We start from the raw sequence: 20,247 nt of genomic DNA, 5'->3' as shown, positions 1-20,247 counted from the left end.
AATGATACAGGGAGAAAGGAGCAAAGATAGGGCGACAATACTTGGATTAACATCGATTGGCCACTTCATTAATGATGGAAATATGTGGCTAATACCCGGAATAATACTCCCAGTATTAAATCAAATGGGTGTTAACTACGCAATAATAGGCCTACTATCCGCACTCTACGCAGCTATATCAGCAATAGCAAGCCCCCTAGTACCACTTAGTATTAGGTGGCTTGGCGGTCACATGAGAGCCATGGCGCTCGGCATGTTCCTATGGGCATTCGCCATTGGACTCACCTCAATAGGTTTTCTAATACATGACTTATACCTAGTATACATAAGCGTGGTATTAGCTGGCGTCGGTGCCGCCTATTATCATCCAATAGGCAGTGCATTATTATCAGCAACTTACGGCGGAACGGCTGGCTCAGCCCTAGGTATAAATGGCGCATTTGGGAGTCTAGGTAGGACTCTTTATCCACTCATTGGGTCGGTACTTGTCTTTGCAGGCGCGGTGAGTGCCGTTTTCAACCTATGGATATTAGCCTTGGTAACGTTTATCGTGGGTCTTGTGGTATTGTTATACGGAATTTACATATTTGATGTTAATGCCTACGAGAGGAAAAATAAGGGTGACCCACCTAGTAATTCTAGGGCTCTTAAGGCATCAATAATGCTAATCGCACTTCTATTCCTGATAACACTCCTAAGAAACACGGCTGGTCAGGGTATACAGACGTTCCTCGGGATATACATAAATAAGGTGCTTGGCATAAAGCTTAGTGTAACTTATGGCGAGGTATTATCAGTATTGCTCGCCTCAGCCATAGTGGGTCAGCCAGTACTTGGCTGGTTAAGCGATAAGGTAGGCAGGAGACTCATTGCATCTTTATCTACGTTTGCCTTTGCAATATTATTCATAGCCTTCATATACACTGGCAACCTAATCTTCGCATTCTTCGCCATACTATTCGTACTCAGTAACTTCCCATTGATAATGGCTGTACTTGGAGACTTATTCCCGAGGGAACAGGTTAGTTGGGCGACGTCTATTGTCTGGAATGGCGCGGTTACAGGTGGTAATGTCCTTGGCTCATTAATAACGGGATTGCTCGCGCAGTACTACGTGCCCATTTATGGCGAGATCGGCGCCCTAGAACACGCCCTGCTAATAGTGCTTATACTAGCATTTATATCAGGTGCTTTATGGATTGCCGTGCCCAAGCCACCGAAGCGCACCAAGGTACCTCTATTTGGATGAATGAATTAAAATGCCCTAGTAATTAATGGGTCACTTGGCTTATAGATGTCACCATCCTTAACCAGAAATGATGAATCCACTAGGTTTTGTAGTAACTCCGTTACCTTCTTATCATCAATGCGATAGCCCTCCTTAGCCTCCAGCATTCTCTTAACATCGCTCCACCTGCATCCATTCTTGCATAGACCCATTATGCGTAGTAACGTTCCCTAGCCTCCTCCCTACCCCCCCTCAGGAAGTTTTCAAATTCCTGCCTAATAAGTTGTACCGCATACTCCAGTGTCCTCTTTATCGCCTCCTCATGATCGCCGAATTGCAGATAATTAAAGCCGTAGTATGTTAACCAACCAGGTATACCACCCAACTCATCATATACACTTTCAAGTAAGTTATTACTTACGGAAATACCAACCTCCCTAAACCCGGTCCTAAGAAACTCAATCGATTGCTCTCTCGTAAATGGATTTACGCGAACCTCAAACATCGCTCTCCCAAACAATGGCGAACTTGGATCCTTAAGTCTTAAAAACCTGTAAACCATGCCGATTTGAGACCCAGTAAATATGAAGCTCAATTTAAGATTATCGTATGCATAGGCAAGTGGATACAATATATTAAACCCCTTCAGCTTCCTAAGCTCCTGGGACTCATCAAACACGATTACAATTCTACGGCCTTCACGCTCACTAATGCTAGACAACTTATCAAATAAATCAGCAAGCTCAACTCTATCCTTACTCCAACTTAATTTAATCTCAAACCCAGACCCTGAAATAATCACCCCCCCACGAATTCCACGCAGTAATTCCCTCAGGAATTTCGGCCAAGTATTTAATGCCCTCTCAAATTCGTTCAATAGATGTTTATAGGTTATGTATGCATAGCCTTCATACTTCCTCAGGTCAAGGTATATCCATATTACGTCCTTCTCCTCACTCATAAGCACCTTAATTAATGACGACTTACCACTCCTCCTTATACCAAGCAATAAAGTGACCGGATAACCAAGCCCAGTCCTGAGCTTGTTCAATTCATCATCCCGATCAAACAAATCCTCCTTCTTTCCTTAGGCTTCGGATCAAAGAGCACTGGCTACCTACAGTAACTGGGTAGGTAGCCAGTTATAAAGTTTACACTTTAATGCATATAAGGATGCTTTATTGAATTAAACATTGTATATGCCCAGCTTCAGATTTCCCAATGGAGTCACTGTGGAGCTAACTAAGGGCGATATAACAGAAATTGAAGCTGATGCTATTGTTAATGCCGCTAATTCATATCTTGAACACGGCGGTGGTGTTGCCGGAGCCATCGTTAGGAAGGGTGGTTGGGTTATTCAGGAGGAGTCCAGGGAGTGGGTTAGGAAGTATGGCCCTGTTCCAGTTGGTGGCGTTGCCGTTACCGGTGCAGGTAAGTTAAAGGCTAAATACGTGATTCACGCCGTTGGACCCAGATGCGGCGTTGAACCCATTGAGAAACTCGATGATGCAGTAACAAATTCGCTTAGGAAGGCTGAGGAATTAGGGCTGGCTAGTATAGCCTTCCCGGCAATTAGTACTGGTATATTTGGGTGTCCATATGAGGATGCGGCGAGGATAATGGCGCGGGCAATTAAGAGAGAGGCATTGGGCCTTAAGAGTGTGAGGAGGATAATTATTTGCCTTTATGGCGATGAGGCATTCAACGTATTTAATAGGATATTTAATGATGAGTTAAGGGATTATAGGGTTGGTTAGTTCAATGTCAGTAAGGGGGGGTGATGTCATCAATTTGTCAGGCCGGAAACCTTTACATCACTTAAAAATATGCCGAGACACTACTCTTTAAATACTTATGTCGCGCAACTTTTATTAATTAGCGATCAATTCCTCTTTTTAATATGAAGACGTGGCTACTAATAGCACTGGCCTTCCTAGCAGGACTCAGTGGAATGGCTGTTGCCGCCAACATGAATGGCATACTCGCCTACTTAAGCTATCACCTAATCCTGCCACCACCTCCTACATACAGTACCGTTGCTGCCTACATAAACCTCGGTAACCTGACGCCAGGAATGAGCGGCACCGCTAAGGCCACGGCATATCTATACGTTAACTCCTCGGGATACTTCAAGGTTAAACTTCACCATGAAGGCTTGGATGATGTCTTTAGTAATTTCACGGTTATTATTACCATTGGCAATCAAACAGTAACGCTTAACCTACATAGGGACGAGTATACCGTGTACTTAACACCAGGTAATTACACAGTATCAATAACCGTTTACTACACGGTCAAGCCTAACCCTAAGGGGGGGCCACCCAATGTCATTAATAAGCCATTAATAACGATAAAGCCCGTTGGTGAGCATGAGAAAGAACATGAAGGTAATAACAATCAGGGTAATGATGATAGCCAAGGATCTGAGGATTAATTAATTAGTCCTAAATCTTAAGTTAAAATTACCTAACGGGTTTCTGCTTCTTACCTTGCAAAATGGCCTTTAAGCTAACGCCATTAACCATTATGACTCTAAACCTAACGCCGGGTAGGTCTCCATAAGCCCTACCCTCAGGACCGCCTATCCTCTCGATTATAACCTCATCATGCTCATTTATTATGTTTAACCCGCCGTCCCATGGCACGAATGCCGTAACCACCTTACCATTCTTAGTTATTTGGACCCTGACGCACTTCCTCACGGCTGCGTTTGGTTTTCTTGCCTCAACACCGACCTTCTCAAGGACTATTCCTCTAGCCATTGGCGCTCCTTCAAGTGGGTCGAATTTCTTGGCTATGCCTAGCATCCTCCTCTTATAATACGTGTCACTCCATCTAAACTTCTTCCTCTTCTCTCTCAATCCCCCCCTGGCAGCGAACATGCCAAGCGGTGATTTTTTACCGGGCATCGTTATCACCGTTGATTTAAGTGCTTATTTACTTTTTCCTCACGTCACTGGCTTTGTTCTGGCGATACTATCTTTATCTTATCAATATCGAAGTACCGCTTAGCCAGTAATTTAGCCCTATTAATGTTCCTTCCCTGTCTACCTATTGCTATTGCCTTATCCTCGTTATGCACAGTGGCTATGGCTATACTACCATTATTAGGTAATTTTGTTATTTTCACGGAAAGAACCCTCGCCGGATATAGACTATTCTTAATAAGTTCCTCGGGAGTCTCTCCATACTCCACAACCTCAACATCCTTACCTGTTAATTCCTTAAGCTTTCTAATGTTAACGCCATTCTTACCAACGGCGAGCGGCGCGAAATTCTTATCAACGATGAATATTATCCTATTATACTGAGGATCAATTACTGTATCTCTCGGTGTTATTCCAGTTATCTTTTCAAACAATGCCACGTATCTAATTTCCTCTTCTGTTAATCTAATGCTAGGCATTATGATCACCCAGTACGTTGTGCTGCTAAAGCCAATATATTGCTTTCTCCTGGATCAATTATGGCTATTGTTGAGATCTTGAAGGGCTTTCTAACGGCTGCACCAAGGTCCCAACTTGATCCTTGAAACACATACACTGGCACGTTTGAAATCTTTGCGTAGTACTGTATGGTGTTCATGACCTCAGCCGGCGCATTAGATGCCAATATTACTAGTTTTGCTGATCCATCAATTACTGCCTTAAGTGATTCCCTATAACCAAGGGTCACCTTACCCGTGTTTAACGCTACCTGTAGTTCTCGTGAAATATCAATCATTCAAGACAGCCCTGAAAAAACCCTATTTAAACCTAATGCCAACGATAGGCTTAAGTATTATTTTACTCAAATTCCATTAGCAACTGAACAATACCAGTGCCAATTGGTATGTACTTACCAGCAAGAACACTCTCAACAACTCCCCTGAAGTTCTCCAACTCACCCTTAATTGAAGCCTCAACGAGATTCTTAACCGTAACCTCAAAGGCAGCCCTGGCCAATGGACTCTCCTTCTCACCAACAACACCATGTCTACCAACCTGCCTGACTCTACCGGTCCACGTCATTACGTCAGAAATGAGCATTAAGTGCCTAATGTCTGTGTCCAGACCCTGTTGGTCAAGGACCTTCTTTAACTCTCTCATTATGACGGTCCTGGCAGCCTCAATTCCTAATACCTCGGCAACCTCATGAATATCGTTAGATATCGTCCTCCTATAATCAACACCGTCTATCGTGAGGACGGCCTCCAGGTTTGTGCCCTCAGTCTCTATTATCCACTCGCCATCCTTATACCTAACCAACGTCTTCTTAACATTCTTAATGCCCGCTAGTCTCGTCTGCATTACCTTATCCCTAATCCTCCTGAGCTTTATTATGTCGGCCTCCTCCAACGTAATCCTAATGACATTACCCTCAATCTCCACCTGGGCACCCTTACCTTTGATCCTCTCAACGACCTTCCTAACATCCTCCATGCTTAAACCCCCCCTTTGCTTGAGCTCATCCTCGTCAATCTCAATGACTATTTGAGAATTGATGTAATCAACTTCAACACTCTTAGCTACATTTTCTATTGTTGTTAACTGAATCTTGTAGGCAACCTCCTGAGCCTTATTCGGATCGCTTCTATGCTCCTCATCTAGGTATATCGTCATCATGGGTACCGAGGGCTTCCTCCTGGCGTCAACCAGCTCTATCATTCTTGGTAAGCCAAGCGCCATTGAGAACTCCCTAAGCCCCCCCGCGAAGTGGAATGACCTGAGGATCATCTGAGTACTTGGCTCACCAACGGACTGCGCTGTGACTATGCCTATCGCCCCCCCAGGATCAATAAGCATTTTATAGTACTCATCGACTAGTATCTTGACTAGATTCGCTAATTGCTCCCTAGTTATTTTCATACCCGATAGCTTACTCTTTAGTTCATCAATAATCCTTGGAGGTAATATATTGGCTAATTGAACTAATACGTTATTTAATTCCTCCTGTGATACTACGTTATTCACCTCGGACATAACCATCACCTACTTATACCCGCCCTCCTAAATATTTCATCTAGATTAAGCCTGCCGTGATCACTCTTACTAACGTCAATGCCATCCTCAGCGTACTTAGTCTGTATTATGGAGCCTGAGGCATTCCTAACTGTCCCATCATAAGCAACGTAAATATCCTGCAACGCATTAATGAGCCTCCTCTGCATGTAACCACTTTGGGCAGTCCTTACGGCAGTATCCACTAGGCCATCCCTACCGCCGGCCGCATGGAAGAAGAACTCAAGTGGTGAGAGACCAACCTTGAAGTTGCTCCTAACGAATCCCTTAGCTATTGGGCCGAGATCACCAGGTTCGAAGTGCGCCGTAGTCCTTCCAATGAATCCTCTCTTGAAGCGCTCACCCCCCCTTATTGTCTGTTGCCCAATCATGGCGACCATCTGCGTTATATTAACGATACTACCCCCCCTAGCGCCGGTCTTCGCCATTATGTAGGCCTCACCATCCTTATTAATGTACCTCTCCGCAACACGGGCCGCGGCCTCCCTCACGCGGCTTAACTCAATCGTTACATCATTTTCCAACGTCTCCTCAACAGTTAAGCCAGGCTCAGCCTCGAGCTTACCCTCCCTAAACCTCTGTATGTAATCAAGGACCTTCTTCTCACTCTCCTCATACAGCTTCTCAAGCTCCTTATAACTGTCGGGTGGCATCTCCAACGAATCAATACCCATTGAGAATCCCCTAAGGTCTAGGAACCTAAGCAGCGCCCTTAATATCGAGTCAACCCACCTCCTTGCATAGTCATTGCCGTATCTCTTAACTATCACGTGCCATAGCGAGTCAACCTGCTCAGCACCTATGGACTTCTTATCAAGGACTCCAGTTGCCATATAACCGTTAACCACGACTATGTACTCATCAGTGTAGCAGTTATAGGGATCTTTACAGCTCTCCTTAATTGCCGTCGCTTGAACCCAGTTTAGGTCCTTGGGTAGGAGCATCGATATTACCTGCTTGCCAGTCCAAAGCTCCTTCGGATGCATTATGGCTGGTTCATCTATTTCACCGTCATAGTTAGCCGCGGCTAATAAGTACATGAGCAATTCCCTGTTTATGAACGTATCCTTCCTAGTAAGTAGGTAACCACCCGTTATGTAGTCCTGCCTAGCGCCTATTATTGGACCACCGTACCTAGGCGTTATTATGTGATTCTGGACAAGCATTAACGTCTTTGCCTCTGCCCTGGCCTCCTCATTCTGAGGCACATGTAGGTTCATCTCATCCCCCCCATCAAAATCAGCGTTATACGGTGGGCAAACCGCTAAGTGAAGCCTAAATGTCCTGCCAGGTAATACCCTAACTATGTGACCCATCATAGACATCCTATGAAGGCTTGGCTGCCTATTGAACAATACAATGTCACCATTCATTAAATGCCTCTCAACGACAAATCCTGGGGCTAACTTATTGGCCAACTCACGCCTATCCCTGAAGTACCTAAGGTCGACCCTCCTACCATCCGGGTAAATCACGTAATTAGCGCCCGGCCACACCTCAGGTCCATTAAGTACCAACTGCCTCGCCAACTCAAGGTTCCACTCAGTAACCGTCATTGGTACCGTCAGTATCTTAGCAACATCAATTGGAACGCCAACCTCATTAATGCTTAGGTTAGGGTCTGGGCTGATCACAGTCCTTGATGAGAAGTCAACCCTCTTACCTGATAGACTTCCCCTGAACCTACCCTCCTTACCCTTAAGCCTCTGGGCTAGGGTCTTCAGAGGCCTACCACTCCTATGCTTAACAGGTGGTAGGTTCGGTAATTCATTATTGAAGTAGGTGGCCACGTGATACTGAAGTAGGTCCCATAATTGGTCAACCACGCTACTTGGTGCGCCCGAGTCAATGGCCGTTCTAAGCTTCTCATTAACCCTAACAATATCAACTAACTTATGCGTTAAGTCATCCTCACTCCTCTGCCCAGTCTCCAGTTGTATTGAGGGTCTAACCTGCGGTGGCGGTACTGGTAACACCGTTAAAACGGCCCACTCAGGCCTTGCAAACTTCGGGTCCCAGCCCAATAACTCCAGGTCACTATCCGGAATCTTCTCAAGCCTCTCCCTAATCTTCATTGGATCAAGCTTCTCCAATACACCATTCTCCTTCTCCTCATAGAAGGTGTACGGCCTCTCAAACCTAATCTTATACTGCTTAGCACCGCAGTGCGGGCACACCGTCCTCTCCATGGCCTTCTTCCTAATCCTCTCAATAAGCCTATCAGCAAGTAACTTCCACCTAACCCTCAACCTAGCCAACCTCTTACTATATTTCTCAATCTCCTCATCCGTTAATAATATCCTACCACACTCCCTACAGGTCGTCCTGAGTAGGTCATGGATGTACTTGGCATACTCAACATGTATTACCGGCCTTGCAAGCTCTATCCTACCGAAATGACCAGGGCACTTATCAGGTGGATTGCCGCAGGTCTCACACCTAGCGCCAGGCTCAACGACGCCCAATCTCCTATCCATTAACCCACCGACCATTGGCCTACCTGCCTCATCGTAGGTCTCCGATGTCGTTATCTCCATGACAGACATCGACCTTATGACGTCTGGTGAAAGAATTGAGAACTTAATGGCCTTTATAGCCTTAAGCGGTATTTCCTCCTCCTTAACGGATACCTTCTCGGTCTGGGCTACCATCCCTCACCACCTCCCTGACCAACCATTAAATAAACCTTATCAGGCCCTCCTCTCCTCAATTAGATCACCCACCTCAATCCTTGGATAAATGCCAAGGCTCATTAACTCCTGAAGCAACAACTTAAATGCATATGGCACAGTAACCCTAACTATCCTGCCCTTATCACCATGTATTGGACAGACAGGCTTACCCTTATTGGAGTCGTACCAAGCAATCATTCCGCAATCCTCACAGACATACATAACGTACTTATCACTAGACTCAACAAGCCTCTCCCTAAGTAGGCTGCTGCGCCATGAGCTATCAACACGTCCCTCTCCATCTCACCAAGCCTGAGACCACCCTCCCTAGACCTACCCTCCGTTGGTTGCCTGGTCAATATTTGCACTGGACCCCCCCTCGCCCTAGCATGGATCTTATCAGCAACCATATGATGAAGCTTCTGGTAATAAACAATGCCAATGAATATGTCAGCCTCAAGCTTCCTACCAGTTAACCCACTATACATCACTTCCTTACCATCCCACCTAAAACCAGACTTAATGAGTAAGTCCCTGAGCTCCTCCTCGGTTACGCCCTCAAATGGTGTTGCGTCAATCATCACGCCCCTCAACGCTGCGACTTTACCTGCCATGGACTCGAGTAATTGACCAACAGTCATTCTACTCGGTAATGCATGCGGATTAACAATTATGTCTGGCGTTATTCCGTCCTCCGTGAATGGCATGTCTTGCATTGGTATCATCATCCCCCCCATGACGCCCTTCTGCCATGCCTACTGGCGAACTTATCACCAAGCTCTGGCACTCTCAACTCCCTGACCTTAACCTTAACGAGTTTATAACCCTCATTAGTCTCCGTAACCACCACACTATCAACAATGCCCTTCTCACCACGCCTAACGGTTATTGATGAATCCCTCCTGGCGCTGGACACCACTGTTTCTGTATATACTCCATAGAACCTTGGTGGTGACGTCTTACCTATCAATACCTCACCACCCGATACAAATACCTCAGGGGATACAATACCATCCTCGTCCAGGTGCGCATAGGCCTCAGGTCCTTTATAGCCCCTAACCTCAGCCGATGGTATCTCTATCCTATCCTCCTCACCGCCAGGATACCTCATTTGCTCTGTCTCGTACGTCCTAAAGAATACACTCCTATACATACCCCCCCTCTCAATGGCTGATTTATTTAGGATGACCGCGTCTTCCATGTTATAACCTGTGTATGTTAATAATGCAACCACCGCGTTCTGTCCAGCGGGTCTCTCAAGGTAGCCGTTAAGTTCTATTCCTCTCGTTATTACCAACGGCCTCTCAGGATAAATAAGTAGGTGGCCTCTACTGTCCATCCTAAACCTATAGTTGGCTGCTGGGAATCCAAGGCTTTGCTTTGCCATTGCGGCCTCATATATGTTCCTAGGTGATTGGTTATGCTCTGCGTATGGTATTATTGAGGCCACGGCACCGATCATGACTGATGGTATGACCTCCATGTGCGTGTACCTGCTCATGTCCTCCTCAGGGTTAATAGCCACCAGTGCATTCTCCTCCTCATCGCCATCAAGATACTCAATTATGCCATTGCTAATTAAGTCATTCCAAGTCCACTCGCCTTTCCTCAACTTCTCAATATGCTCCGGCCTTAGCTTTGGCTTTCCGTTCTCAATAATAATTAGCGGTCTCCTAAGCCTACCGCCGTCACAGTTAACCCTGACCTCATCAAGGTAGCCATTCCTTATCCTAGCAACATTAATTTCGTGATTAATTTGGCCCCTCCTCCTCATCTCCCTAATGGTACTTACTAGCTTGTCTGGGTCGGTATGTATTCCTATTAATCTACCATTTAAGTAAACCTCGGTACCTTAACGCCTTCCTTCCTAGCCTTTAATATCGGCACAACACCCAGGTCATAGAGCATCTTCTCTACCTCATTTTCATCGACGCCGACTGTAATCGTAGCAAGTAATGCCAGGTTCTTCACCAAGCCGCAATTCTGACCCTCTGGAGTCTCAATTGCACAAAGCCTACCCCACTGGGTTGGGTGTAGGTCCCTGGCCTCGAAATGAGGTTGTGTCCTGCTTAGGTTTGACACGACCCTCCTTAAGTGGCTTAATGTCGACATAATGTTGGTCCTATCAAGCATCTGCGATACCCCCCCCGTCCTACCACCTATCCAATTACCTGTGGCCAAGGCATGCCTAATCCTCTCAGTTATTATGTCGGCCCTAACCAACGTGACAAGACTCGGTATCTTACCCCCCCTCGAGTAATGCCTCTCCAATTGCTGCCTAATGTCCTGAAGCACCTGCCTAAACACAGCCCTGAATAATTGAGCCATTAGGTCACCAACGAGCCTAACCCTCTTGTTAGCTATGTGGTCCTTATCATCCGGCTGCCTACGCCCAAGGTACATCTCAATAACGCCCTTAACCATCTGCCCAACCATTAAGGCCTTCTTTATCCTGGCATCCTCGGTAGTGCCTAGGTGAGGTAGGAAGTACTTATCAAGCACCTGCTTAGCCCTCTCAATCCTAACCTCTCTGGGTTGGCCAATAGCCACCTTACTACCTATAAAGTCCAATGCATCATCAACAGTGCTAGCTATCTGCACGGAGAACTGTAGTGATGGCAATAACTCATTCTGTATGTCAGGATCATCACTCACCGCAAGCACTATGTCCTCATCCGTCTCTAGGCCAAGCGCCCTCATCACTATTGGGAATGGTATCCTAGTGGCTATTGCTGGGAATGTCACGTATATAATTCCATCCTTATGCCTCTCAACAGTGACCGTGGTCTTATACCCAGCGCCAATCGATATTACCTTAGCCACGTGAGTAATGCTGGCCTTGTCGCCCTTATCGTAAAATGGCTTATTCGGGGCTAGATCCTCCTGGGACACGATGACCCTTTCACTACCATTAATTATGAAGTAACCGCCTGGGTCGTCCGGATCCTCAAGCTTACTAATTAATTCCTGCCGCTTTAGTCCGTATAAGTTACAGAACTTGGACCTGACCATTATTGGTAAGTCGCCTATGTAGACCTTCTGCCTATCAACCTCCTCATCATTTACGTAAAGCACCATTGTTAGGTAAAGCGGCGCCGCGTAGGTCAGATTCCTGAGCCTGGCCTCCATTGGGTATAGAATGTGCTCACTGGCGTCTGCTCCCTAACCCTTGGCTTCCCAACCTCGATCCTCTCAAGCTTTATGTAGAGGCCCTTAACCTCCGTCTCAATTATGTTATTCTCATTAACTATCTCCTGCAGCTTCTTCTCAACGAAGTCATTGAATGAGTCAATCTGATGCCTAACAAGGCCGCCCTCCCTAATGAATGCCCTTACCAGCTCCCACCTGTCGTCTGATGATGGAAATGCCGTGTATGCCCTCTTAGACCTTAGGATTGGTATTGACACTGAGTCCAGCATCTTGCCATGCTCAATGTCAGGATTATCCATTGGCATGATTAATCACCCCCCCATGCAAAATCAATATTTAAACTCTTTTTTCCAGGATACCCGTCCATAGATTGAATAATCATGGTTCTTACCCTCTTATAAAGGGCCTATTTAAATTGCTTTGTATATTAGCCTGGAACCACGAATCTGTACGTGACGAACTCTCCGGCCGTGTCTGACTTCCTAATTATCCTAATTACATTGCCAGGCTTGGCGCCTATAGCCCTAGCCAATGGGTCACTCGCCCTAATCCATGGGAGCTGAAAAACCTTAGCATTCAATTGCCTAAGTATTTCCTTAACCTCCTCCTTAGGTACGATCTCGGCCTTAGGCATATACTCATGCTCAAGAATTCTCCTAAAGCGCTCCTCAGTCTTCCTCCTCCTACTTCCTGAACTCACGGCACTACACTCATCATAAGGCTATATAAGCCTTACACCGATACATAATCAACAGCATTAAAACATTTAATAATCTAGGAGTTAAAGCAATTCTTGAATGAGTAATCCATATGATGAGGTAATTAAGGACATTCAGAGACTCCTTGAACTTTTAAGTATGGAAATTGGAACTGACGTGACCAAGTACGTTAGTGAGGTAATAAGGGCGCCACCGCAGTACGGTTACTTAGCAATTCCAATGCACGGCATTATAAGGGAGCATGGAAATATCGATGAGATAATAAATAGTAAAATAATACATCAATTAAAATTAATAAATAAGGCCACATTAGTTAATGGCTATTTGAATATTGATATTAATATAAAGAGCTATGCCGGTATGGTATTATCATCAATTACTAATTTAGGCGATAAGTATGGGCTTAGTAATAAGTGCCCAACGGGCAGTTACATAATAGAACATACTAGCGCAAACCCTGCTAAACCCATGCATATAGGCCATGGTAGAAATGCCGTACTTGGTGATTCACTGGCTAGGCTATTAAGGTTCTGCGGTGCCTCTGTTAAGGTTCATTTCTACGTTAATGATTGCGGAGATCAAATGCCATACGTTGGTATTGGTTATTACGTGGCTAAGGACCTGGTATTAAGTAGGATTAATGGTGGTTGGAAACCTGATGATGTGATGGGCATTATTTACTCAGTAACATATGCGGTAAGCGAGATTAAGAGATTGAGCAAGCAAATTGAGCAACTTAAGAATGAGGGCAAGTATGAGGATGCTAATAAGCTAATTAATGAGAGGGATGAGTGGGTCTCCGTAATCAATAACTTCATGGAAAGGGACAAGGAATTAACCGAGGCCTTACTTAAGGGGTTGGGTAAGTTCGAGGATCTTCCATTAATGGTTAAGCAGTGGTCTAGGGCTTATGAGGAGGGTGATGAATTCGTTAGGAAGGTCATTAGGGAAGCCGTGGATATCGTGCTCAAGGGCTTTAGGATAACCCTTGATAGGCTTGGCATAAGCTTTGATTCATGGGATTTTGAGAGCGAGGTTGCCGTTGATAATGGTGGCGTGTCCAGGGTGATTAATGAATTACTTAGGAAGGCTCCGCAATATGTTGAGAGGGATAATGGAGCGTTAGTGTTTAGATCCGATAAGTATGCCCAGGACCTTGGGCTTTGGGATGAACTCAAGCTGCCCAGGTACATACCAAAGGCCACACTTCTTAGGAGTGATGGAACGAGTTTATACCTAACGAGAGACATTGCCTACGCCCTCTGGTTCTGGGATAACTTTAAGTTCGATAAGTTGATAAGGGTTATTGGCTCTGAGCAGGCTCATCCCCCAGGCTCAACTTAGGCTGGCGCTATATGCAATGGGGGGGTATCAGGACCTGGCTAGGAAGCTCATTCATTACTCCTATGAAATGGTTAACCTGGCTGGAATGAAGATGAGTGGTAGAAAGGGGGGGGTTTACGTATCACTTGATGAATTATTAAATGAGGCTAGGGATAGGGTTATGGAGATAGTGAAAGGCAGGTTCTCACCTGACGAGGCAGGTAAGGTGGCAGAGGCCGTGGCTGTTGGCGCGATTAGATACTCATTCCTCTCAGTAAGCCCGAATAAGCCATTAACATTCTCGTGGGATAAAGTGCTGAACTTAAGACAGAATAGCGGTCCCTTTGTTCAGTACACATACGTTAGAACAAATGGAATACTCGAAAAGGCTGGGGGGGAGATTCCTAAACTTACGCAAATACCTGACAGCATCGCCAATGAGGAGAGGGAATTAATACTATTGCTCGGTGAGTATCCCGAGGTAATCGCTAGGGCCGCCCAGGAGTTAAGGCTTGAGAATATTATTGAGTACGTGAATAGGCTATCCCTAGTGTTCAATAGTTATTATGAGAAGTACCCCGTGCTAAATGCCGAGCCTGGAATTAGGGAGTTTAGGATAAACCTTGTGAATGCCGTGAGAGTAGTGCTTGGTAATGCCATGGACATACTTGGAATACCTAGATTAAGGAGGATGTGAAGGATTACATTACTTTGATATGTAAATCTTCACGACAGCCCTATGCCAAAGCTTTGAATTAACACCAAGCCTTCTACCGGTAATGGCATCAACGCCCGTGACGGCCTTCTCGGCAATCTCACTATGGATTTCCCTGGCTAAGTCTAATACAGTGGCATCCTTAGGTAGTAATAAGACATCCGGTAGCACATTACCCTCTGTATCGGTAAACCTTCTCTCATCAGCCACTGGGTAAACCGCGATCATGCCTAGGACATCAAACACAGCAGTATTTAATGCCTTAATGACTCCGGTACCGCCCCCCACCTATGCATGAAGTCCCTGATCCTCTCCAGGGCGTCCCTCTGGGCCTTCGTTAAGTTGTTTGAGGTGATCTCGAAGTCGTCATCACCAGGTATGTACTTAATTAAATTTGCCTTAGCAGCTCTTCTAAGTGCAAGTTCGTAATCAGCACTTACGGGAATAACCCTATACTTACTACCAACCTCCTTAACGACCCTCTTATAATTATCCTCGGCTTCGGGGGGATGTCCATCTTATTTGCTGCGATGACCATGGGCTTACTTAACTCCCTGAGCATTGATACGAAGCCCTTAATATCATCATCGCCCCCCCACTTACTGAGTGGCTTCTTATCGAGGCTCAGCTTAGTTAAGGCATCGCTTATCTGAGCCTGGGTTATACCAAGCCCACTGAACCTATCATATAATACATCCAGTATCGGCTTCTTTGCGTAATCCACAAGCCTAACCAGCTTATCCCAATCCTTACTGAGCATCTGAACCATCCACATGGTGACCTCATTACTAAGGAATTCAATATCAACCAATGGATCATGAGAACCAGGCTTAACAAGCCTACCCTCCTCATCCGTAGCACCAGCCATGTCAACCACGTGAATGAGCACCGGGGGGGCCCTCCTCAAGTGATCAAGGAATTGATTACCCAAGCCCCTACCCTGCCAGGCTCCAGGGACCAAGCCAGCAACATCAATTAACTCCACTGGTATGAACCTATTACCCTCAATACATATCGAATTCCTAGGATTATCCTTAACACCTAAGTCCCTGCATACGCAGGGTATCCTAACATAACCAATACCCACATTAGGCTCAATGGTGGTGAATGGGTATGGCGCAATCTTAACGTCAATCATAGTCGCTGCAGCGAAGAACGTGGACTTACCAACATTAGGCTTACCAACAATACCAATCTGAACATGGCTCTGTAATGGCACGGGAATAATGAAATATAACCATATATTAAAATTTAATTTTAAATTGTAATTAATCGTAATTACTTCTGTTGTTGCTGCTGAGTCTGGGGGGGTTGTTGCTTGGGCAATAAGTATATCTTATTGCCAATTATCGCATTATTCGGAATTAGCACCTTACTACCATCGCTTTTAAGAACCTCAGTAAATAGTATGGCTACGTCATTCACAATACCATCCTCACCAAGTAGATTCACATGATCACGTATCCTAAATGGCCTAGCCAATAGTAGGAATAGGCCAGCCACTGCCTGCCCAAGAACCTGCTGCACGGCGAAGCCAATTACAATACCGAGGAAGCCACCAACAGCCACACCAGCAATTCCACCTCCAATAGCGCCTGCGATACCCGCAACTAACGCGCCAATACCAATTAGTAGAAATACGTTTCTCATTGCTCGGGCAGTTGGGTGATCGTACCTAAACCTCATTGACCAGTAAATAACGTCTGCAAAGGCCGACACAATTAAGTAGCCAAAGGCCAGTGCGAGTAGTACATTTACATAGCCCTCATATGGTTTAATATTCACGTGGAACATCGGTAATAATGATACTATTATCCAGTGAATTATTGCTGCCACTATAACGTATACCACTATGTATATCACGAGCTTAACTATGGCATTGGCGTAATGCCTAGCAATCTCCTTCTTACTCATTTCAGGTGTAGTAGTTGCCACGTTTTATTTGCTAAATATCAAGTATTAATAAGCATTACCTAAATTATTTCCAGTGTAAATTTTCATGTATTAAGCATAGAATTACCTGTATAGAAAGAACTTAGGCATTCTCCCAAGCTTCAACGAATGCCTTAGCCATTTTAACAGGATCCTTGGCGGCGAGTATTCCCGAGATAACTGCGGCACCCCCCCAGGCACCTGTTGCCTTAATTGCTGGTATACTCTCAAGCGTTATACCACCTATGGCATAAACCGGTATATTGACCGACTTAACGATGTTCCTTAACCCATCCAGACCAGTTATTCTATAATCAGGCCTTGTGGGACTTGGGAATACAGAGCCAGCGCCTATGTAGTTGGCACCCGCTCTCTCGCCTTGTAATGCCTCATCAACCGTACTCGCACTCGCACCAATTATTAAACCGCCAAACCTCCGCCTAATCTCATCCACAGGTGCGTCATCAAGCCCTACGTGAACTCCGTCTGCGTCACTTAATACGGCTATGTCAACTCTATCGTCAACGATAAATACGGCCCCATACTCATTACAAAGTCTCCTAATAGCCCTGGCCTCCTCAAGCATGACCCTAATGCTACCCTCCTTACGCCTATACTGAACAATTCTAACTCCACCCTCAAGGAATGCCCTGGCTGCCTCCACGTGATTTTTTATGGTGTAGCTGGTATCCGTTATTCCGTAGATTCCCCCCCTGGGGAGTTTCATACATTGATATACCCATTTTAAGTACTAATAAAATTAAATTCATTAACCGTTTTAGCTAATTACCAAGTAACATACGTTATGACCAAGGACCTACTAACCTCATCAAGTCTTCTAAAGTCCTCCTCGCTTAATCTCCAACCGGCCGCACCGGCATTTTCTACGACTTGCGCCGCGTTCTTAGCTCCTGGTATTGGTACGACGTTACCATGCATTATGAGCCAATTAAGCGCTATTTGGGCTGGCGTCTTGCCGTACTTACTCGCCAACTCCTTAATCACTGGTGTTAACTTCGTACTTATCTCTTTAAGGTTGTCGGGATAAAACACCGGCTCATTCTCCCTCAAGTCACCCCCCCTGGGCCTATTCTCTGGGCTATACTTACCGGTGACCGCACCCTTTGCCAGTGGACTCCATGCAATGAGCGTGATTCCCTCACGTTGTAAATACGGCAATAACTCCTTCTCAACATCCCTCTCAATTAGGTTATACCTATTCTGGGAACTAACTATATCATTTTTCTTAAGGCACGAACGGGCAGCCTCAAGGAGCTGAAGTGGATAATTACTAACGCCAATGTACCTAATTACGCCGTCATCAACCAACCTCTCCATCGCCCTCATAGTCTCGCAAATTGGTACATTATGCCAACAGGCCGGCCAATGAAGTTGAAGGAGATCAATAACATCCACACCAAGCCTCTCCCTACTACGCCTTGCTGCCTTGAGGACATCATCATACCTATGCCAATCACCAGGTATCTTGGTGGCAATAACAACATGGTCCCTAATCCCCCCCAACTCCTTAATTGCCCTACCCACAAACTCCTCACTACGTCCACGCCCATAGACAGCTGCAGTATCTATGAAGTTTATACCGAGCTCAATCGCCTTGGCTATAACCTCCTTAGCAACACCATATTCATAAGGACCCCCCCATGCATCACCACCAAATTGCCATGCACCAAGGCCTATCCTTGAAATTTTCAGCTCGGTCTTGCCAAGGTTTATGTACTCCATCAAGAGGGGGCGTTAAACCTCACATTTAAGCATTATTATGATGTTCATCACTCGTTGACTTAACTCGTAGCAGGAATAACACTTTTTAGTACCCAAATTCTTAGGTGTGGGTGGGGGGGTTATGATTGAAGATAATTACATAGTAGTCCTCGTTACTGTGCCTAACAGCGACGTTGGTGTTGAAATAGCTAGGTCTCTTATTAACAATAAGTTAGCTGCTTGCATAAACATAGTTAATGGGTTAAGGAGTATTTATTATTGGGAGGGGGGGAGGGTTGAGGAGGATAATGAGGCATTACTCATCATCAAATCGAGGAGAGATAAACTTAGTGAATTGATAAGATCAATCAGGGAGAAGCATCCATATAAGGTCCCTGAGATCATTGCATTGCCAATAATTGGTGGCTTTGATGAGTACTTAAGGTGGATTGATGAAACGCTGAACCGAAGTTAACTCCACTTAAGGCAAATACTTTTAACGCCTCAGTATTGCTTTAGTCCTATGCCTAGGGCATTACTGGTTATTTTAGACGGCTGTGCTGACCGACCAGTTAAGGAGCTTGGTGGAAAGACTCCGTTGGAATTTGCCGTTAAACCCACAATTGATAGGTTAGTTGCTGAGGGGGGGTCCTGTGGTCTTATGGACGTAATATCGCCAGGCATTAGGCCAGGTAGTGACACGGCTCACCTAGCAATCTTTGGCTACGACCCGTATAAATATTACCCTGGCAGGGGGGGACCGTTTGAGGCATTGGGCGCAGGATTAACACTTAATCCCGGGGATGTTGCCTTTAGGACGAACGTAGCCACCGTCAATAATGACTTAGTGGTCATTGATAGGAGGGGTGGCAGGTACATAAATCCCGATGAGGTTAGGGAAATAGAGAATATAATTAATAACGAGGTGTTGCCCATATTAAGGAGTAAGTATGGCATTTGAGGCTGTTTATAAGCAGACTGTGAGCATAGGGGTACCCTAGTCCTTAGAGGCAATGTATCGCCACATGTCAGCGATACCGATCCACACGCCACCGGCGTTAAGGTTTTAGAGGCTAGGGCTTTGAGCGATGACGCCAGGACCACGGCTGATTACATCAATGAATTCACAAAACTCGTTTATGAAAAACTAAGCAAGGCAGAATTCAATGAGAGGAGGAGAAGGGAAGGTAAGGGCCCAATAAACATGGTCCTCCTCAGGGGGGGTGCTGGCTCTCTGAGGAACTTCGAACCATTGAGTACTAAGTATAGGATTAAGCCAGCGATAATGCTGGGGGGGTCGCGTTAATTAGGGGGGGTATTGGTAGGGCATTGGGTATGGACGTTATTAGTGTTGATAACTACATAGGCTCTAAGGATGATGATTTCACGGCAGCATTCCAGGCAGCGGCTAGGGCCTTAAATAACTATGATTTTGTGTTCGTCCATGTAAAGCCCACAGACTCAATGTCACATGATGGCGATGCCCGGGGTAAGGCAATGATTATTGAGAGAGTTGATGCTGGCATTAGGAGGTTCCTTGAGGAGGCACCCAGCGATACTTACATATTCATAACCTGTGACCATGCAACACCAATAACGGTTAAGGATCACACGGGTGACCCAGTACCATTCATGGCGTGGGGGCCTGACGTTATGAAGGATGATGTTGCCCAATTCAGTGAGAGGGCTTGCGCTAAGGGCTTTTGGAGTAGGATTAGGGGGGGTATTGATGTGATGAATATTATAGCTAATTACCTGGGTACTCTTGAGAAGTTTGGTGAGTAAG

General features: G+C 45.5%; 16 protein-coding genes and 4 pseudogenes. 7 read left to right on the top strand and 13 right to left on the bottom strand.

Annotated features, from left to right (window positions below; all coding sequences use genetic code 11):
- The first annotated feature begins 1 nt into the window (after position 1).
- Complete coding sequence (locus JCM11217_RS00640) at positions 2–1,249, top strand: MFS transporter (RefSeq protein WP_054841895.1); 1,248 nt, start codon at positions 2–4, stop codon at positions 1,247–1,249.
- Positions 1,250–1,254: 5 nt separating this feature from the next.
- Here JCM11217_RS00640 and JCM11217_RS12190 read toward each other — a convergent pair whose 3' ends face one another.
- Complete coding sequence (locus JCM11217_RS12190) at positions 1,255–1,440, bottom strand: hypothetical protein (RefSeq protein WP_243677870.1); 186 nt, start codon at positions 1,438–1,440, stop codon at positions 1,255–1,257.
- Positions 1,440–2,300, bottom strand: a complete 861-nt coding sequence (locus JCM11217_RS00635; protein WP_243677869.1) for an ATP-binding protein — start codon at positions 2,298–2,300, stop codon at positions 1,440–1,442. Before JCM11217_RS00635 ends, JCM11217_RS12190 begins: the two co-directional genes overlap by 1 nt.
- A 127-nt stretch (positions 2,301–2,427) precedes the next feature.
- On the opposite strand from JCM11217_RS00635, the gene JCM11217_RS00630 reads away from it, so the two are divergent.
- Both JCM11217_RS00630 and JCM11217_RS00625 read left to right on the top strand, forming a co-directional pair.
- A complete protein-coding gene (locus JCM11217_RS00630; RefSeq protein ID WP_054841739.1) occupies positions 2,428–2,985 on the top strand; it encodes an ADP-ribose-binding protein in 558 nt (185 codons plus the stop codon).
- Positions 2,986–3,128: 143 nt separating this feature from the next.
- Positions 3,129–3,662 (top strand): hypothetical protein, encoded by a 534-nt coding sequence (locus JCM11217_RS00625; protein WP_054841738.1) that lies wholly within the window; start codon positions 3,129–3,131, stop codon positions 3,660–3,662.
- Positions 3,663–3,690: 28 nt separating this feature from the next.
- On the opposite strand, the gene JCM11217_RS00620 is transcribed toward JCM11217_RS00625, so the two are convergent.
- From JCM11217_RS00620 to JCM11217_RS00580, 7 genes and pseudogenes are all read right to left on the bottom strand, one after another.
- Positions 3,691–4,110 carry a 30S ribosomal protein S12 gene (locus tag JCM11217_RS00620; protein WP_243678023.1) on the bottom strand — a complete coding sequence of 140 codons (420 nt, stop codon included), beginning with the start codon at positions 4,108–4,110 and terminating at the stop codon, positions 3,691–3,693.
- A 71-nt stretch (positions 4,111–4,181) separates the two neighbouring features.
- On the bottom strand, positions 4,182–4,634 hold the full coding sequence (locus JCM11217_RS00615) for a NusA-like transcription termination signal-binding factor (RefSeq protein WP_054841893.1): 453 nt from the start codon (positions 4,632–4,634) through the stop codon (positions 4,182–4,184).
- 5 nt (positions 4,635–4,639) lie between these two features.
- The gene (locus tag JCM11217_RS00610; RefSeq protein WP_054841737.1) at positions 4,640–4,951 is read right to left on the bottom strand and encodes a 50S ribosomal protein L30e; all 312 of its coding nucleotides are present in this window, start codon (positions 4,949–4,951) and stop codon (positions 4,640–4,642) included.
- A 62-nt stretch (positions 4,952–5,013) separates the two neighbouring features.
- Positions 5,014–6,189 carry a DNA-directed RNA polymerase subunit A'' gene (rpoA2, locus tag JCM11217_RS00605; protein ID WP_054841892.1) on the bottom strand — a complete coding sequence of 392 codons (1,176 nt, stop codon included), beginning with the start codon at positions 6,187–6,189 and terminating at the stop codon, positions 5,014–5,016.
- Between the two features lie 5 nt (positions 6,190–6,194).
- Positions 6,195–8,879 (bottom strand): DNA-directed RNA polymerase subunit A', encoded by a 2,685-nt coding sequence (gene rpoA1 / locus JCM11217_RS00600; protein ID WP_054841736.1) that lies wholly within the window; start codon positions 8,877–8,879, stop codon positions 6,195–6,197.
- Positions 8,880–8,918: 39 nt separating this feature from the next.
- Positions 8,919–12,319: pseudogene (locus JCM11217_RS12185) on the bottom strand (DNA-directed RNA polymerase subunit B).
- A 158-nt stretch (positions 12,320–12,477) separates the two neighbouring features.
- The gene (locus JCM11217_RS00580) at positions 12,478–12,750 is read right to left on the bottom strand and encodes a DNA-directed RNA polymerase subunit H (protein ID WP_054841733.1); all 273 of its coding nucleotides are present in this window, start codon (positions 12,748–12,750) and stop codon (positions 12,478–12,480) included.
- A 157-nt stretch (positions 12,751–12,907) separates the two neighbouring features.
- Between JCM11217_RS00580 and JCM11217_RS00575 the strand changes: the two are divergent.
- Positions 12,908–14,339: pseudogene (locus JCM11217_RS00575) on the top strand (arginine--tRNA ligase); the annotation flags it as partial.
- Positions 14,319–14,789, top strand: a complete 471-nt coding sequence (locus tag JCM11217_RS12180; RefSeq protein WP_243678022.1) for a DALR anticodon-binding domain-containing protein — start codon at positions 14,319–14,321, stop codon at positions 14,787–14,789. The pseudogene JCM11217_RS00575 and the gene JCM11217_RS12180, both read left to right, overlap by 21 nt.
- 9 nt (positions 14,790–14,798) lie before the next feature.
- Here JCM11217_RS12180 and JCM11217_RS00570 read toward each other — a convergent pair.
- The 4 genes and pseudogenes from JCM11217_RS00570 to JCM11217_RS00555 form a co-directional block, all read right to left on the bottom strand.
- A pseudogene (locus tag JCM11217_RS00570) lies at positions 14,799–16,026 on the bottom strand (redox-regulated ATPase YchF).
- A gap of 59 nt (positions 16,027–16,085) precedes the next feature.
- Positions 16,086–16,742 (bottom strand): mechanosensitive ion channel, encoded by a 657-nt coding sequence (locus JCM11217_RS00565; RefSeq protein WP_243677868.1) that lies wholly within the window; start codon positions 16,740–16,742, stop codon positions 16,086–16,088.
- Between the two features lie 100 nt (positions 16,743–16,842).
- A complete protein-coding gene (gene thiE, locus JCM11217_RS00560; protein WP_054841732.1) occupies positions 16,843–17,466 on the bottom strand; it encodes a thiamine phosphate synthase in 624 nt (207 codons plus the stop codon).
- A 59-nt stretch (positions 17,467–17,525) separates the two neighbouring features.
- Positions 17,526–18,482, bottom strand: a complete 957-nt coding sequence (locus JCM11217_RS00555; protein WP_054841731.1) for an aldo/keto reductase — start codon at positions 18,480–18,482, stop codon at positions 17,526–17,528.
- A gap of 121 nt (positions 18,483–18,603) precedes the next feature.
- Between JCM11217_RS00555 and JCM11217_RS00550 the strand changes: the two genes are divergently transcribed.
- Entirely contained in the window at positions 18,604–18,936 is a 333-nt protein-coding gene (locus JCM11217_RS00550; protein WP_054841890.1) for a divalent-cation tolerance protein CutA, read from the top strand.
- A 48-nt stretch (positions 18,937–18,984) separates the two neighbouring features.
- Positions 18,985–20,246, top strand: a pseudogene (locus tag JCM11217_RS00545) (2,3-bisphosphoglycerate-independent phosphoglycerate mutase).
- The last annotated feature ends 1 nt before the right edge of the window (position 20,247 follow it).

Origin of the sequence: Vulcanisaeta distributa JCM 11217 (genome assembly GCF_001316005.1) — an archaeon.
GTDB lineage: Archaea > Thermoproteota > Thermoprotei > Thermoproteales > Thermocladiaceae > Vulcanisaeta > Vulcanisaeta distributa_B.
The sequence above is the reverse complement of the archived record's forward strand: the minus strand, read 5'-3'. Positions and strand labels throughout refer to the sequence as shown.

Excerpts from the sequence above, each read along its gene's own strand:
- JCM11217_RS00640 (WP_054841895.1), top strand. The coding sequence starts at position 2 with ATGATACAGGGAGAAAGGAGCAAAGATAGGGCGACAATACTTGGATTA.
- JCM11217_RS12190 (WP_243677870.1), bottom strand. The coding sequence starts at position 1,440 with ATGGGTCTATGCAAGAATGGATGCAGGTGGAGCGATGTTAAGAGAATG.
- JCM11217_RS00630 (WP_054841739.1), top strand. The coding sequence starts at position 2,428 with ATGCCCAGCTTCAGATTTCCCAATGGAGTCACTGTGGAGCTAACTAAG.
- JCM11217_RS00625 (WP_054841738.1), top strand. The coding sequence starts at position 3,129 with ATGAAGACGTGGCTACTAATAGCACTGGCCTTCCTAGCAGGACTCAGT.
- JCM11217_RS00620 (WP_243678023.1), bottom strand. The coding sequence starts at position 4,110 with ATGTTCGCTGCCAGGGGGGGATTGAGAGAGAAGAGGAAGAAGTTTAGA.
- JCM11217_RS00615 (WP_054841893.1), bottom strand. The coding sequence starts at position 4,634 with ATGCCTAGCATTAGATTAACAGAAGAGGAAATTAGATACGTGGCATTG.
- JCM11217_RS00610 (WP_054841737.1), bottom strand. The coding sequence starts at position 4,951 with ATGATTGATATTTCACGAGAACTACAGGTAGCGTTAAACACGGGTAAG.
- rpoA2 (WP_054841892.1), bottom strand. The coding sequence starts at position 6,189 with ATGTCCGAGGTGAATAACGTAGTATCACAGGAGGAATTAAATAACGTA.
- rpoA1 (WP_054841736.1), bottom strand. The coding sequence starts at position 8,879 with ATGGTAGCCCAGACCGAGAAGGTATCCGTTAAGGAGGAGGAAATACCG.
- thiE (WP_054841732.1), bottom strand. The coding sequence starts at position 17,466 with ATGAAACTCCCCAGGGGGGGAATCTACGGAATAACGGATACCAGCTAC.
- JCM11217_RS00555 (WP_054841731.1), bottom strand. The coding sequence starts at position 18,482 with ATGGAGTACATAAACCTTGGCAAGACCGAGCTGAAAATTTCAAGGATA.
- JCM11217_RS00550 (WP_054841890.1), top strand. The coding sequence starts at position 18,604 with ATGATTGAAGATAATTACATAGTAGTCCTCGTTACTGTGCCTAACAGC.